The organism is Pseudomonas sp. BF-B-26, from assembly GCF_019956495.1.
Taxonomy (GTDB): domain Bacteria; phylum Pseudomonadota; class Gammaproteobacteria; order Pseudomonadales; family Pseudomonadaceae; genus Aquipseudomonas.
This window is the reverse complement of the sequence record NZ_JAHBDP010000055.1, coordinates 63,747-77,837: the sequence shown is the minus strand read 5'-3', so window position 1 is coordinate 77,837 and position 14,091 is coordinate 63,747. Positions and strand designations below refer to the sequence as shown.

Sequence of the window (14,091 nt, the reverse complement as noted above, 5' to 3'; positions counted from 1 at the left end):
ATCCCTGTGGGAGCGGGCTTGCTCGCGAAGGCTTCTTTCGCCTCACAACAAATTCGATGGGGTCAGCTGTTCGCCGCGCCACTCAAACGCTACCGGCGCCAACACCTGATCAATCTGCGCCTCACGCCACAACGTCGCAAAGCTCTTGCCTACCCCCGGATGCACGCGATCTGGCGCAATCAGCGACAACGGCCACAGCACAAAGGCATTTTTCAGAATTTCTGCCCGCGGCAGGATCAAGCCATCAAAGTTGCCCACCAGATCGCCGAACAGCAGCACGTCGATATCCAGCGGCAAACCCTTGCGATCCGGCGCATAACGGCCGTTGTCCGCCTCAATGAATTTCAGCCGGCGATCCAGCTCCATCAGCGGCAAATCGGTAAAAGCCGACACCACAAAATTGAAGAATGGCCCGCTCTTGATCCCCACCGGCTGGCTTTCGAACACCGCCGAGCAGCGTATATCCACCAGGAAACCGGCCAAGGCTTCCAGGCCAGCCTGCAAATGGGATTCGCGCTCAATATTGCTACCGAGCCCGAGAAACACCTGAGTCAGCGACATCCGCGCTCGATCTCCACGCCCACACCACCCGTGGCAGCCGGGATGGCGCCTGGCTTGGTCAGCTTGAGGCGCATCCAGGTGATGTTGAATTCGCTCATCAGGACTTCTGTCAGACGCTCGGCGAACGTCTCGACCAGCTGGAACTGCGCCTGCTCGGCAAAGGCCTGGATACGCGACGACACACTGGCGTAATCGAGCGCCAGCGTCAGGTCATCGCCGGCGGCGGCCGGGCGATTATCCCAAGCGAAACTCAGGTCAAGACGCAAGCACTGTCGGATGCCTCGCTCCCAGTCGTAGGCACCAATCACGGTGTCGACTTCCAGGCCCTCGATAAACACTCTGTCCAAGCACTTTTCTCCGCTGCACGACAAGGGCGCAATGCGCCGTTAGAATCAGGGCGTCCTCGCCCGGAATAGTTAGCATGTTTTGGTTACTGGCGACCCTCGCCTACCTGCTCGGCTCTCTGTCCTTCGCCATTTTGCTCAGCCGCCTGACCGGTAACCCCGATCCGCGAATGAGTGGCTCGGGCAATGCCGGCGCCACCAACATGTTGCGCCTGGCCGGAAAAAAACTCGCCGTCCTGACCTTGATCGGTGACCTCTTCAAAGGTCTGCTACCCGTACTGATCGCCGGCGTTGCGGGCCTTTCGCTTCAAGAACAGGCCTGGATCGGCGTCTGTGCCGTCATCGGTCACCTGTTCCCGTTGTACTTTCGCTTCCGCGGCGGCAAGGGTGTCGCCACCTCTGCCGGCATGCTGCTGGGCCTCTACCCGCCCGCCGCACTGCTGGCGGTCTGCGCCTGGCTGCTGACGTTCTACCTGACTCGCACCAGCTCACTGGCGGCCTTGATCGCTACACCGCTGACCCTGCCGCTATTGGCCTGGCAAGAACCGGCGGCACTGCTGCCCATGAGCGCACTCACGGGACTGATCGTCTGGCGTCATCGGGGCAATCTACGCGACCTGTTTGCCGGGCGCGAACGGCATTTTTAAATACCGGGCATGAGCGCTGCTCATCACAGCGCCGACAATTGCTCCATCGGCCAACGCGCCTGCACGCTGATCGCCAGGCTTTCGTGCTGACCGGCCTGCAAGCGCTGGCAGCCGGCAAAGGCAATCATCGCGCCGTTGTCGGTGCAGAACTCCGGACGCGCATAAAAAACATCGCCCTTCATGTCGCCAAGCATCTTCTCCAGCGAGGCACGCAGCGCCTTGTTGGCGCTAACGCCGCCAGCGATCACCAGACGCTTCATACCGGCCTGCTTCAGGGCACGCTTGCACTTGATAGTCAAAGTCTCCACCACGGCCTGCTGGAACGCCAGCGAGATGTCGCAACGGGCTTGCTCGCTGTCGTCCCCGGCGCTGACGCTCTGCTGCCAGGTGTTCAGGGCGAAGGTTTTCAAGCCACTGAAACTGAAAGCCAGGCCCGGGCGGTCGCACATCGGACGCGGGAAAGTGAAACGTCCTGCAATCCCTTGCTCCGCCAGCCGAGCGATTTCCGGGCCACCCGGATAATTGAGGCCCATCATCTTCGCGGTCTTGTCAAAAGCTTCACCGGCGGCATCGTCGAGGGTCTCGCCCAGGAGCGTGTATTGGCCGATCCCGTCGACCTGAACCAGCTGCGTATGACCGCCAGACACCAACAAAGCGACGAACGGAAATTCCGGTGGTTGCGACTCCAGCATCGGCGCCAGCAGGTGACCCTCCATGTGGTGCACACCCAGCGCCGGAATACCCCAGGCGAAGGCCAGTGCCTGAGCACAGGAAGCGCCCACCAACAAGGCACCGACCAGGCCAGGACCCGCGGTATAAGCGATGGCGTCGATCTCGGTCGGCACACAGTCAGCTTCGGCCAACACCTGACGAATCAAGGGCAGCATGCGTTTGACGTGGTCACGTGAGGCCAGCTCCGGCACGACCCCGCCATAGGCGCGGTGCAGGTCGATCTGGCTGAACAGCGCGTCGGCCAGCAGGCCGCGTTCACTGTCATATAATGCGACACCAGTTTCGTCGCAGGAGGTTTCTAATCCCAGTACTAGCATGGGTTTGCGCCTTGTTTAGGCTGAATTCGAAGGCGCGCATAATAGTCGCCATGTGATGCCCCGACTAGCGGTTTTCGATCAGAGGCTTTGCATTCCGAGCGATGAGGGGTTAACATCCGCAACCCTTAAAAACCGACGTCTTCAAGTGCTCTTTTGCCACGAGGATGTTGACCCCGGTAATGAATGAAGGTAGCTCTGGATGCCAGCCGTCAAAGTAAAAGAGAACGAACCCTTCGACGTAGCTCTGCGTCGTTTCAAGCGCTCCTGCGAAAAAGCCGGTGTACTGGCTGAAGTTCGTAGCCGCGAATTCTACGAGAAGCCTACTTCTGAGCGTAAGCGCAAAGCAGCAGCCGCTGTTAAGCGTCACGCCAAGAAAGTTCAGCGCGAACAGCGCCGCGCCGTTCGTCTGTACTAATACACAGACGTTCGTAGCAAGCTTCTGCCAAGCCCGGCCCTCAGCCGGGCTAATGGCATTTGCGGATAACGCTTGATGCTTCACCGTCAAAGCCGCACACGCGACCGAGACAAATCTGCTTCACAGCGTCAGACCTGGCTCTTTTGCCAGCGGTGCACGTCTTTTCTGACGAGCCTTCCAAGGCTACTGACGAGCACACCCACTGATTCCTCTCACGACGATCAGCCCAAGGCGCCTTCTTGCGTGCCAGCTTATGAGCTATCCGAGGCCATCGACAGGCCGCAGCGGATTTCAGCGCAACACTTTCAAATAGTCGAATACTGATTGGTACTAACGTCAGTGGATTTTCGGCAGATACACTTCCCGACAGCGATTACGCAGACGACACTGGTCGAGCCGCACATTTTGCGCGCCTCAAACAACGACCCGCGCTCAGCCGCTCTTCGTTTCGGATCCATTGCAGCGCAGATGACGAGAACGCCATGGCCGGGCTAATTCCCCAGAGCTTCATTGACGACCTTCTGAACCGCACCGACATCGTCGATGTGGTCAGCTCGCGCCTGCAAATGAAAAAGGCTGGCAAGAACTACACCGCCTGCTGCCCGTTTCACAAAGAGAAAACCCCCTCCTTCAGCGTCAGTCCCGACAAGCAGTTTTATTATTGCTTTGGCTGCGGCGCTGGCGGCAACGCCCTCGGCTTCATGATGGACCACGACAATCTGGATTTCGTCCAGGCTGTCGAAGAACTGGCCAAAGCCGCCGGCATGGAAATCCCCCGCGAAGAAAGCGGACGGCCGCACAAACCGCGGCAGCCGACCGATTCGCCGCTCTACCCGCTACTCACCGCCGCCGCCGACTTTTACCGTCAGGCACTGAAAAGCCATCCATCGCGAAAAGCAGCTGTGGATTACCTGAAAGGCCGCGGACTGACCGGCGAAATCGCCCGAGACTTCGGCCTCGGCTTTGCCCCGCCTGGCTGGGACAATCTGTTCAAGCACTTGAGCAGCGACACCCTGCAACAGAAAGCCATGATCGATGCTGGCCTGCTGATCGAGAACGCCGAAACCGGCAAACGCTATGACCGCTTCCGCGATCGCGTGATGTTCCCGATCCGCGACAGCCGCGGGCGAATCATCGCCTTCGGCGGCCGGGTATTGGGCGACGACAAGCCGAAATACCTGAACTCACCGGAAACCCCGGTATTCCATAAGGGCCAGGAACTCTACGGCCTTTATGAAGCACGCAAGAACAACCGCAACCTCGACGAAATCATCGTCGTCGAAGGCTACATGGATGTTATCGCCCTCGCCCAGCAAGGCCTGCGCAATGCTGTCGCGACCCTGGGCACCGCCACCAGCGAAGAGCACTTGAAACGCCTGTTTCGCGTCGTGCCCAACGTGCTGTTCTGTTTCGACGGCGACCAGGCAGGTCGAAATGCCGCCTGGCGGGCATTGGAGGCAGCGCTGCCGAGCCTGCAGGACGGACGGCGCGCACGCTTTCTGTTTCTGCCCGAAGGCGAAGACCCGGACACGCTGGTCCGCTCCGAAGGCACTGATGCCTTCCGCGCACGGATCAATCAGCATGCCCAACCATTAGCGGATTATTTTTTTCAACAGCTGACCGAGGAATCGGACCCTCGCTCGCTCGAAGGCAAGGCCCACATGGCCACCCTCGCCGCGCCGTTGATCGACAAAGTCCCGGGGGCGAACCTGCGCATCCTGATGCGTCAGCGCCTGACCGAAATTACCGGGCTTAGCGGTGAAGCCGTGAGCCAACTGGTACAAAGCGCCCCCCAGGAAGCACCACCGGCGTACGACCCGGGCATCGATTACGACGCCATGCCGGACTACAGCGACTACCATCAGCCGCAGACACAAGAGATGTATGTGCCGCAGCAGGAATGGACGCCGAAGAAACCCGGCGCCGGCGGCAAAAAATGGGACAAAAAACCGTGGGACAAAAACGGCAAACGCGGCGGTGATCACGATCAACCCCGCGCGCCACGGGTGCCGGCCGCTGTAGAGCCGCCGACCCTGGCCGCCTTGCGCACGCTATTGCATCACCCGCAACTGGCCGAGAAAGTCGAGGATGCCGGGCACTTTGCTGCCGAGGATCACACCAACACGCAATTACTGGTGGCCCTACTCGAAGCCGTGCAGAAGAATCCCAAGCTAAACTCATTTCAGTTGATTGCACGCTGGCACGGAACGGAGCAAGGACGTTTGCTCAAGGCGCTGGCGGAAAAGGAATGGCTGATTGACGGAGATAACCTTGAACAACAGTTTTTCGACACCATTACTAGCTTGTCAGCCCGCCAACGCGAGCGAAACCTGGAACAACTTCTCAGGAAAGCACGTCAAAGTGAACTGAGTGCCGAAGAGAAAAATCAACTGCGCGACCTATTAAGTCGCAATGTTTCCGCAACAAGCCCGACCTCAACTGGCGCGTGAGGTCATAGCTCAGGTATAATCCTCGGCTTGTTTTTTGCCCGCCAAGACCTTCAGTGGATAGGGTGTTATGTCCGGAAAAGCGCAACAGCAGTCTCGTATCAAAGAGTTGATCACACTTGGTCGTGAGCAGGGTTACCTGACTTACGCGGAGGTCAACGACCACCTGCCGGAGGATATTTCAGATCCGGAACAGGTGGAAGACATCATCCGCATGATCAATGACATGGGGATCAACGTATTCGAGGTTGCGCCAGATAAGGATTCCCTTATGCTGGCCGACGCCGATACCGACGAAGCCGCGGCCGAAGAGGCAGCAGCTGCGTTGGCAGCGGTCGAGACCGACATTGGTCGCACCACCGACCCAGTGCGCATGTACATGCGTGAAATGGGTACGGTAGAGCTCCTCACACGTGAAGGCGAAATCGAAATCGCCAAACGTATTGAAGAGGGCATCCGCGAAGTGATGGGCGCAATTGCGCACTTCCCTGGCACGGTTGACCATATTCTCTCCGAATACACTCGCGTCACCACCGAAGGTGGCCGCCTGTCCGACGTCCTGAGCGGTTATATCGACCCGGACGACGGCATTGCGCCGCCTGCTGCAGAAGTGCCGCCGCCTGTCGACCCGAAAGCCGTGAAAGCGGACGACGACACCGACGACGACGATGCTGAAGCCAGCACCGACGACGAAGAAGAAGCCGAAAGCGGTCCGGATCCGGTCATCGCAGCTCAGCGCTTTGGCGCTGTCTCCGATCAGATGGAAATCACCCGCAAGGCGCTGAAAAAGCACGGTCGTGGCAACAAGCTGGCAATTGCCGAGCTGGTGCTTCTGGCTGAGCTGTTCATGCCGATCAAACTGGTTCCGAAGCAATTCGAAGGCCTGGTCGAGCGTGTTCGCAGTGCCCTGGATCGTCTGCGTCAGCAAGAGCGCGCGATCATGCAACTTTGCGTTCGTGATGCCCGCATGCCGCGTGCCGACTTCCTGCGCCAGTTCCCGGGCAACGAAGTCGACGAAAGCTGGACCGATGCACTGGCCAAAGGCAAAAGCAAATACGCTGAAGCCATTGGTCGTCTGCAACCGGACATCATTCGTTGCCAGCAGAAGCTGACCGCGCTGCAAACCGAAACCGGTTTGACGATCGCCGAGATCAAGGACATCAACCGTCGCATGTCGATCGGTGAGGCCAAGGCCCGCCGCGCGAAGAAAGAGATGGTTGAAGCGAACTTGCGTCTGGTGATCTCCATCGCCAAGAAGTACACCAACCGTGGCCTGCAATTCCTCGATCTGATCCAGGAAGGCAACATCGGCTTGATGAAAGCGGTAGATAAATTCGAATACCGCCGCGGCTACAAATTCTCGACTTATGCCACCTGGTGGATCCGTCAGGCGATCACTCGCTCGATCGCCGACCAGGCCCGCACCATCCGTATTCCGGTGCACATGATCGAGACGATCAACAAGCTCAACCGCATTTCCCGCCAGATGTTGCAGGAAATGGGTCGCGAACCGACCCCGGAAGAGCTGGGCGAACGCATGGAAATGCCTGAGGACAAGATCCGCAAGGTATTGAAGATCGCTAAAGAGCCGATCTCCATGGAAACCCCGATCGGTGATGACGAAGACTCCCATTTGGGTGACTTCATCGAAGACTCGACCATGCAGTCGCCAATCGATGTCGCCACTGTTGAGAGCCTTAAAGAAGCGACTCGCGAAGTTCTGTCCGGCCTCACTGCCCGTGAAGCCAAGGTTCTACGCATGCGCTTCGGTATCGACATGAATACCGACCACACCCTCGAGGAGGTTGGTAAGCAGTTCGACGTGACCCGTGAACGGATTCGTCAGATCGAAGCCAAGGCGCTGCGCAAGCTGCGCCACCCGACGAGAAGCGAGCATTTGCGCTCCTTCCTCGACGAGTAATAACAAAACCCCCGGCGCAGGCCGGGGGTTTTGCTTTTATACAGATTAAATCCCCCGTACCTCCCCCCCTCCGAATTGCCCGTCTACACTCGAAACATTCCCCGAGCCATAACGAGACCGTTATGCCCAGACTGCCGACCGTGCTTTTTTTGCTGTCGCTGTTGACCTGGACCGCAACGGCTGGCGCGCTGACTCTGACCGACGAAGAACGTAGCTGGCTGGCGGCTCACCCGAACTTGCGTCTGGGTGTCGATGCGTCATGGCCACCCTTCGAGTTTCGCGACGATCAGGGCCGCTATCAGGGCCTTGCAGCAGACTATATCGACCGGATCCGTCAAACCCTGGCCATCAAGCTCACGCCCATCGAACCCGTCAGCTGGACCGCCGTCCTGGAGCAGGCCAAACAAGCCAAGCTGGACCTGTTGCCCGGCATCATGTCGACCCCGGAGCGCCAGACTTACCTCTCATTCACCCGACCCTACCTGGACTTTCCGATTGTCATCCTTGCCCATATCGGAGGCCCCCAGCCACGCAAACTCAAAGATTTGTACGGCCTGAAAGTCGCCGTGGTGGAAAACTACGCACCCCACGAGCTGTTGCGCACCCACAATCCCGACCTCAATCTGGTAGCGATGCCCAACGTCAGCTCAGCGCTGCAAGCGTTGGCTATCGATGAAGTGGATGCGGTGGTCGGCGATCTCGCCTCCAGCGTCTGGAGCCTGCGTCAGCTCAAGCTCGACGGGCTCTACGTCAGCGGTGAAACCCCCTATCGCTATCAATTGGCGATGGGCGTGCCCAGGAACAACAAGGTACTGGTCGGCATTCTGGATAAAGTCCTGGCGGACATGTCCCCGAACGAAATCAGTGAAATTCAGGAGCACTGGGTCGGCAACGTCCTCGATCATCGAACATTCTGGAACGATCTGCTGGTTTACGGTCTACCGGGAATGCTGCTGCTGATCATCGTGCTGGCGATGGTTATCCGGATCAACCGCCGGCTGAGTTCAGAAATTGCCCGCCGGGTCGACCTGGAACAAGAACTGCGCAGCAGTGAATACCATTACCGCGGGCTGGTGGAGAGCCTTTCGGCCATCGCCTGGGAAGCGCGGATCAGCGATTTCACCTACAGCTATGTGTCCCCCCATGCCGAGGATCTGCTCGGTTACCCCTTGTCTCATTGGCTGATTCCGGGCTTCTGGCGCAACATTATCCACCCGGCCGACCTGACTCGCGCCCAGACCTTCTGTGATCACGAAGTACTGGCCGGGCGCGATCACAGCCACGATTACCGGGTCATCACCGCCGATGGCCGTTGCATTTGGGTGCGCGATATCGTCAGCCTGATCGAGCACGGCCATGAACCGGTGATGCGCGGGCTGATGATCGACATCAGCGACGCCAAGCGCACCGAAGAGGCGTTGCGTCTGTCAGAACAGAAGTTCGCCTCGGTGTTCCAGCAATGCCCGGACATACTAGTCATCGCACGACTCTCCGACGGCTGCCTGCTGGAGGTCAACGAAGCGTTCGAGGAACAGATCGGTCTCAAGGCCGAAGACGTCATCGGCCAGACAGCCACCGACCTGAACATCTGGGGCATACCCGGCGTCGGGCCGGGCTTGTTGCAACGGTTGCAGGCCGGCAGCATCCGCAACCTGGAGATGCCCTTTCGCCGCAACAATGGCCAAGTGTTTACCGGACTGATTTCCGCCGAGCCTTTCGACCTCGATACGACCGCGGCCTTGGTAGTCGTCGTACGGGACATCAGCCAGCTCAAGGAAACCCAGCAACAACTGCAAACCTCCGAAGAGAAATTCGCCAAGGCCTTCCATGCCTCACCCGACGGCTTGCTGTTGTCACGGCAGAGCGACGGTTTACTGATTGAGGTCAACGAGGGTTTCAGTCGCATTACCGGTTTCAACAGCGCGATGTCCGTGGATCGCTCCGTCCTCGAGCTGGGCATCTGGGTCAATCTTAACGAGCGCAAACAGATGCTCGATTTGCTGCACCGGGACGGTTTCGTCCGCGACTTCAGTTGCCATATACGCCGCAGCGACGGACAGATCCGCCTCTGCGAGGTGTCCAGCCGTCCGCTACCGATCGGCGATGAAGATTGCATGCTGACCATCGCCCGGGACATCACCGAGCGACACCTGATGCAGGAGAAGCTGCAACAGGCCGCCACGGTATTCGAGAGCACCGCCGAAGGGGTATTGATCACCGACACTCAACAGCACATCAGTGCGGTCAACCGTGCGTTTACCGAAATCACCGGCTACAGCGAGAGCGAAGCATTGGGCCATACCCCTCGCCTGCTCGCCTCGGGCCTGCACGACAGCGCGTTTTATGCCGCCATGTGGCATCAACTGACGGCCGAAGGTCATTGGCAGGGTGAAATTTCCAACCGGCGCAAGAATGGCGAGCTCTATCCGAGCTGGCTGACCATCAGTGCTGTGCGCAACCGAGACAAATTCGTCACCCATTTTGTCGCGGTGTTCGCGGACATTTCCAGCCTCAAACACGCCCAGGCCAAGCTCGATTACCAGGCACACCACGACCCGCTGACCGGGCTGCCAAATCGCACGTTATTCGAGAGCCGATTGCTGACTGCGCTCAACAACCAACAGGAAAACGGCGGCCAGGGCGCGGTGTTGTTCCTGGACCTGGACCGTTTCAAACACATCAACGACAGCCTGGGTCACCCGGTCGGTGACCTGCTGCTCAAGGGCATTGCCGTGCGCCTCAAGGAGCAGTTGCGCGACATCGACACCGTGGCGCGCCTGGGCGGCGACGAATTCATCATCCTGCTGCCCGGGTTGCAACAATCCAGTGACGCCGACAACATCGCGACCAAATTGCTCAATTGCTTCGGCGCGCCGTTCCAGGCTGGCGAACATGAGTTTTTTATCAGCGCCAGTATCGGCACCAGCCTGTATCCCAAGGACGGCTGCGACGTCGCCACCCTGGTCAAGAACGCCGACGCGGCGATGTACCGTTCAAAGGCCAAGGGTCGCAACCGGGTCGAAAGCTACACCCGTGACCTCACCGCTCAAGCCAGCGAGCGAGTGGCACTGGAGCATGAACTGCGACGCGCTATCGAGCGCAACGAACTGCACCTCCATTATCAACCGAAGATCAGCCTGCTCGACCATCGCCTGGTCGGCGCAGAAGCGCTCATTCGCTGGCGCCACCCGACCTTCGGCGATGTGCCACCGGAGCACTTCATTCCGCTGGCCGAAGAAAACGGCATGATCCTGCAAATCGGCGATTGGGTTCTCGAAACCGCCTGCCGGCAGATGTTCGAGTGGAATCAGGTTTACGAACCCGTCGGCCCGCTGTCGGTCAACCTCGCGGGCGCTCAATTGCGCCAGCCGAACCTGCTCGGCCGGATCGAACAATTGCTCAAGGACAACCACCTCAAACCCGATTTCCTGCAACTGGAAATTACTGAAAACTTCATCATGAGCCAGGCTGAAGAGGCGTTGGCAGTGCTGCATCAACTCAAACACCTGGGTGTGCAACTGGCGATCGACGACTTCGGCACCGGTTACTCGTCCCTGAGTTACCTCAAACGCCTGCCACTGGACATTCTCAAGATCGACCAGTCTTTCGTCCGCGGCCTGCCGGATGACCCCCACGACGCTGCCATCGTTCGCGCCATTATCGCCCTGGGCCGCAGCATGCAATTCACCATCATCGCCGAGGGCGTCGAAACCCTCGCGCAGCAGCAATTCCTCGCTACCGAAGGGTGTGAACAGATCCAGGGCTACATCGTCAGCCTGCCCTTGCCACCGGAAGAATTTGCCGCGACGTTTCTTCGTATAGCCATTTCAGACTTTTCGGATAGCACAGCCGAGAAACCGTCGCTATAATCCGCGGCCTACTGAGGGCCTATAGCTCAGTTGGTTAGAGCAGGGGACTCATAATCCCTTGGTCGTAGGTTCGAGTCCTACTGGGCCCACCAAACAAGAAAGCCGCGCAATGCGCGGCTTTTTCGTACCTGATGTTTAATTCAGTTTTGCCTCGTGTGTCGCAAAGTCGGATGACGCCCGAAGACCTTGTAGGCAAACTCCGAAAATTGTATTTGGGCGCTTTGCTGCCATGTTGCGCTTCTCTTCGACGGGATACTCTCCGGACGTCGCTGACCCATTCAGCGATCGGGCTTGGAAACCCGTCGAAATTACTCGTAACAGCGCCCCTTCACGATTGCAAAGGCATTTTTAGCTTGCGCTCTTAAGTTATGGCGGCTGTGCGCGGGACGTCTTCGGACGTGCCGGTTTCCTAATTTCCCGGTTTTCCAACCTGCGCATAGCTGTCACCCATTCGCTTGGAAACGAATGCGACAGCCCCTCAAATTAGGAGCTACACCATGACAAAAACAAATCCGTCCGAACCTTCAGAACTAAAAACCATCGGTTTCACCCCTTTTATCTATCGCTCAAATCAAGCGCTGTTCAACGTCCGCGCCGGCGTCCCGATCAGCGATGCGTTGGCCCAGGCTTCCGATCTGCTGTTCCTCGCCAAAGCGCTCACCGTGGATGCCGCCTACACAAAAGACACCGACCACCATGCATGGGCTGCACACTATCTGACGGCGATGAGTAAAGCGGTGATTGATGATGTGGTGAAGGTGCTGACACGGTGACCTACTCAGACTGCGGCGGAGTCCGAAAAAATAGAGGCAAATAAGCCGTGGGATTCCGAGCCCTAAACTCTAGAAACGCGTAACACTGACAAATCCGTTTGATAGACAGCAAAAAGCCCCGGTGCTTTCGGATCGGGGCTTTCTGTAAATCGAAATATCGACCCCTTCGTTCACGAGTTCCCGCTTCTCCCGCACACGTGTCAGCTATGCCCCGGGTTTATACACACCACCGAAATTAACTCCTCGTGCTTCCAAAGTTCCGGTCTGTGCTGACGAGACAAAAAAACCTTTGCATCAAACAAGAGCAACCGAGCACTAATTGATTATTTTGGCGCAGCAGAGTGTCCCAAATGCGCTATCAATCTCACGTATGGATCTTATCTACGCCACGCCCCTAAAAAATCACTACAGGGCATGGTGCAGCAGGATGCAGACCAGTATGGTCTGGCAAGATAATTTATAACGGAGCCGGGAATGGCCGCGGTTAACTACATAGAAGCGGTTGAGATCATCCGGCGATTGGAGGGTGGCATCACGCGCCCCTTCCTGTGCCGCGCCAGCAATGACAAACACTATGTGGCCAAGGGATTGGAGTTGCCGCCCTCCGAGCGTATTGCCGAACTGCTCTGCGCTCGCCTGGCCGCTCAATTCGGCTTACCAATCCCCGAGCATGGCTATATCTACATTGACCCTGCCCTACTGCGCTACAACTCAGAAGCACGCAGCGATCTTGGGCCTGGAGATAGCTATGCCCTGGCCTATGTTGCGGACGCTGCAGACCTGTTGTAGTCACAAGCACTGCAGGTTCCGAGCGACCTGCAAAAAGCCGTTTTCGTCTTTGACTACTGGGTAGGTAACGGTGATCGTCAGTTAGGGCCATTGGGCGGCCGCCCCAATTTGCTGATGTGCGGCCTCGATAGTCAGCTGCAGCTAATCGATCACAACCAAGCGTTTCAATGGCCGCTGGATGCTCAAAAATTCTCGGAAAGCCATGTATTCGGCCCGAGCAATCGGACATGGCAACTGGATCTGGTCGACAAAGTTGAATACAGCCAACGGATGCACGACACTGCTAGGCAGTTTCGTGACCTATGCTTGGACATACCCGATGAATGGTGTGAATCCATAGGTAAACCGGGCCTCGACATTCTGCTCGAAGAAATCGAAAGTAACCTGATGCTCTGTCAATCGGACGAGTTCTGGAGCGTCCTGCAATGAAATACACCTGCCTTTACAGCATCGTGCGCTTCGCGCCTTTTGCCGAAACCGAAGAATTTGCCAATGTCGGCATTGTTCTCTCGGCACCAGCTATAGGGCGCATGGAGTACAGGCTTGCCCGTAAAAACCTGAAACGGGTCAATCATTTCTTCGAGTGCAGCAACCTGTTCGCCAAAGCTATGGAAATAGCCCAGAACGAATTAGATAGCGTTCGCCTCATGACAACAGAAGCCCAAGAGTCGCAGATCGTTAACCACTTTCGTTTCCTGACCGAGCCGAAGGAGTCATTGATTCGCTTCAGCCCCATGCGCTCGATCTTGGTGGAAAACTTCGACACGACCCTTGTAACGTTGTTTAACCGCTATATCGAGCGCCAAGGCATAGGGCGTGATCGTCGTGAAGAGATTATGGTTCGAGAAATTCGAACAATGTTCTCGGAAGCATCGATCCGCAGCTTCCGCGACGATACCCTGACCGGTGACCTGACCAAACTGCACCTGCCCTTGGTTCACCGAAACGAGGTAGTGGCCGCTATCAAACCCTTAGCTTTTGATCAGGCCGAACCAAGCGCAATACTCGACCACTGCGACCAGTGGCTGATGAAGTTTGTACGCGCCGAACGGGAAGGGATTATTCAGTTGAAAAACGTCCTAATCCCGGTAACCACCCCAGCTGAAGATCAGTCGCCTCGTCACCTTAAGGCGGTGCAGATCGCCAAGGCTAGCATCCAGGAGCGCGGACTGCAGTTGGTCGACTTCCAGGCTACCCAGGCAATCGCCGCCTTCGCGAAGACCTACGCTCAGTAGTCTCACGCGAAACGCTCACGCTTTGAAATACGCCTCGATTT

10 protein-coding genes, 1 tRNA gene and 1 pseudogene are annotated in these 14,091 nt (G+C 57.7%); 9 read left to right on the top strand and 3 right to left on the bottom strand.

Annotated features, from left to right (window positions below):
• Positions 1 to 42: 42 nt before the first annotated feature.
• Both folK and folB read right to left on the bottom strand, forming a co-directional pair.
• The gene (gene folK / locus KGB03_RS05615; RefSeq protein ID WP_008147195.1) at positions 43 to 561 is read right to left on the bottom strand and encodes a 2-amino-4-hydroxy-6-hydroxymethyldihydropteridine diphosphokinase; all 519 of its coding nucleotides are present in this window, start codon (positions 559 to 561) and stop codon (positions 43 to 45) included.
• Positions 552 to 908, bottom strand: coding sequence for a dihydroneopterin aldolase (gene folB / locus KGB03_RS05610; protein WP_008147194.1), 357 nt, complete (start codon positions 906 to 908; stop codon positions 552 to 554). Before folB ends, folK begins: the two co-directional genes overlap by 10 nt.
• A gap of 74 nt (positions 909 to 982) precedes the next feature.
• On the opposite strand from folB, the gene plsY reads away from it, so the two are divergent.
• Positions 983 to 1,552, top strand: coding sequence for a glycerol-3-phosphate 1-O-acyltransferase PlsY (gene plsY / locus KGB03_RS05605; protein WP_008147193.1), 570 nt, complete (start codon positions 983 to 985; stop codon positions 1,550 to 1,552).
• A gap of 23 nt (positions 1,553 to 1,575) precedes the next feature.
• Here the strand turns inward: plsY and tsaD are convergent, their stop codons facing one another.
• Positions 1,576 to 2,601: a tRNA (adenosine(37)-N6)-threonylcarbamoyltransferase complex transferase subunit TsaD gene (gene tsaD, locus KGB03_RS05600; RefSeq protein ID WP_218538440.1), complete on the bottom strand. Its 1,026-nt coding sequence runs from the start codon at positions 2,599 to 2,601 to the stop codon at positions 1,576 to 1,578.
• 199 nt (positions 2,602 to 2,800) lie between these two features.
• Here tsaD and rpsU point away from each other — a divergent pair, with 199 nt between their 5' ends.
• From rpsU to KGB03_RS05555, 8 genes and pseudogenes are all read left to right on the top strand, one after another.
• Positions 2,801 to 3,016, top strand: a complete 216-nt coding sequence (gene rpsU / locus KGB03_RS05595; protein WP_002551877.1) for a 30S ribosomal protein S21 — start codon at positions 2,801 to 2,803, stop codon at positions 3,014 to 3,016.
• Positions 3,017 to 3,498: 482 nt separating this feature from the next.
• Positions 3,499 to 5,466, top strand: coding sequence for a DNA primase (gene dnaG, locus KGB03_RS05590; protein WP_134104564.1), 1,968 nt, complete (start codon positions 3,499 to 3,501; stop codon positions 5,464 to 5,466).
• A gap of 67 nt (positions 5,467 to 5,533) precedes the next feature.
• Complete coding sequence (rpoD, locus tag KGB03_RS05585) at positions 5,534 to 7,384, top strand: RNA polymerase sigma factor RpoD (RefSeq protein ID WP_008147190.1); 1,851 nt, start codon at positions 5,534 to 5,536, stop codon at positions 7,382 to 7,384.
• A 122-nt stretch (positions 7,385 to 7,506) separates the two neighbouring features.
• On the top strand, positions 7,507 to 11,253 hold the full coding sequence (locus tag KGB03_RS05580) for an EAL domain-containing protein (RefSeq protein WP_223526547.1): 3,747 nt from the start codon (positions 7,507 to 7,509) through the stop codon (positions 11,251 to 11,253).
• Between the two features lie 15 nt (positions 11,254 to 11,268).
• A tRNA-Ile gene (locus KGB03_RS05575) sits at positions 11,269 to 11,345 on the top strand.
• Between the two features lie 405 nt (positions 11,346 to 11,750).
• Positions 11,751 to 12,026, top strand: coding sequence for a DUF3077 domain-containing protein (locus tag KGB03_RS05570; protein ID WP_223526546.1), 276 nt, complete (start codon positions 11,751 to 11,753; stop codon positions 12,024 to 12,026).
• A 474-nt stretch (positions 12,027 to 12,500) separates the two neighbouring features.
• A pseudogene (locus KGB03_RS31165) lies at positions 12,501 to 13,244 on the top strand (HipA family kinase).
• Positions 13,241 to 14,050 (top strand): DUF3037 domain-containing protein, encoded by an 810-nt coding sequence (locus tag KGB03_RS05555; RefSeq protein ID WP_223526543.1) that lies wholly within the window; start codon positions 13,241 to 13,243, stop codon positions 14,048 to 14,050. Before KGB03_RS31165 ends, KGB03_RS05555 begins: the two are co-directional and overlap by 4 nt.
• The last annotated feature ends 41 nt before the right edge of the window (positions 14,051 to 14,091 follow it).

Coding starts and splice junctions, on each gene's coding strand:
- folK (WP_008147195.1), bottom strand. CDS start 561: ATGTCGCTGACTCAGGTGTTTCTCGGGCTCGGTAGCAATATTGAGCGC.
- plsY (WP_008147193.1), top strand. CDS start 983: ATGTTTTGGTTACTGGCGACCCTCGCCTACCTGCTCGGCTCTCTGTCC.
- tsaD (WP_218538440.1), bottom strand. CDS start 2,601: ATGCTAGTACTGGGATTAGAAACCTCCTGCGACGAAACTGGTGTCGCA.
- rpsU (WP_002551877.1), top strand. CDS start 2,801: ATGCCAGCCGTCAAAGTAAAAGAGAACGAACCCTTCGACGTAGCTCTG.
- dnaG (WP_134104564.1), top strand. CDS start 3,499: ATGGCCGGGCTAATTCCCCAGAGCTTCATTGACGACCTTCTGAACCGC.
- rpoD (WP_008147190.1), top strand. CDS start 5,534: ATGTCCGGAAAAGCGCAACAGCAGTCTCGTATCAAAGAGTTGATCACA.
- KGB03_RS05580 (WP_223526547.1), top strand. CDS start 7,507: ATGCCCAGACTGCCGACCGTGCTTTTTTTGCTGTCGCTGTTGACCTGG.
- KGB03_RS05570 (WP_223526546.1), top strand. CDS start 11,751: ATGACAAAAACAAATCCGTCCGAACCTTCAGAACTAAAAACCATCGGT.
- KGB03_RS05555 (WP_223526543.1), top strand. CDS start 13,241: ATGAAATACACCTGCCTTTACAGCATCGTGCGCTTCGCGCCTTTTGCC.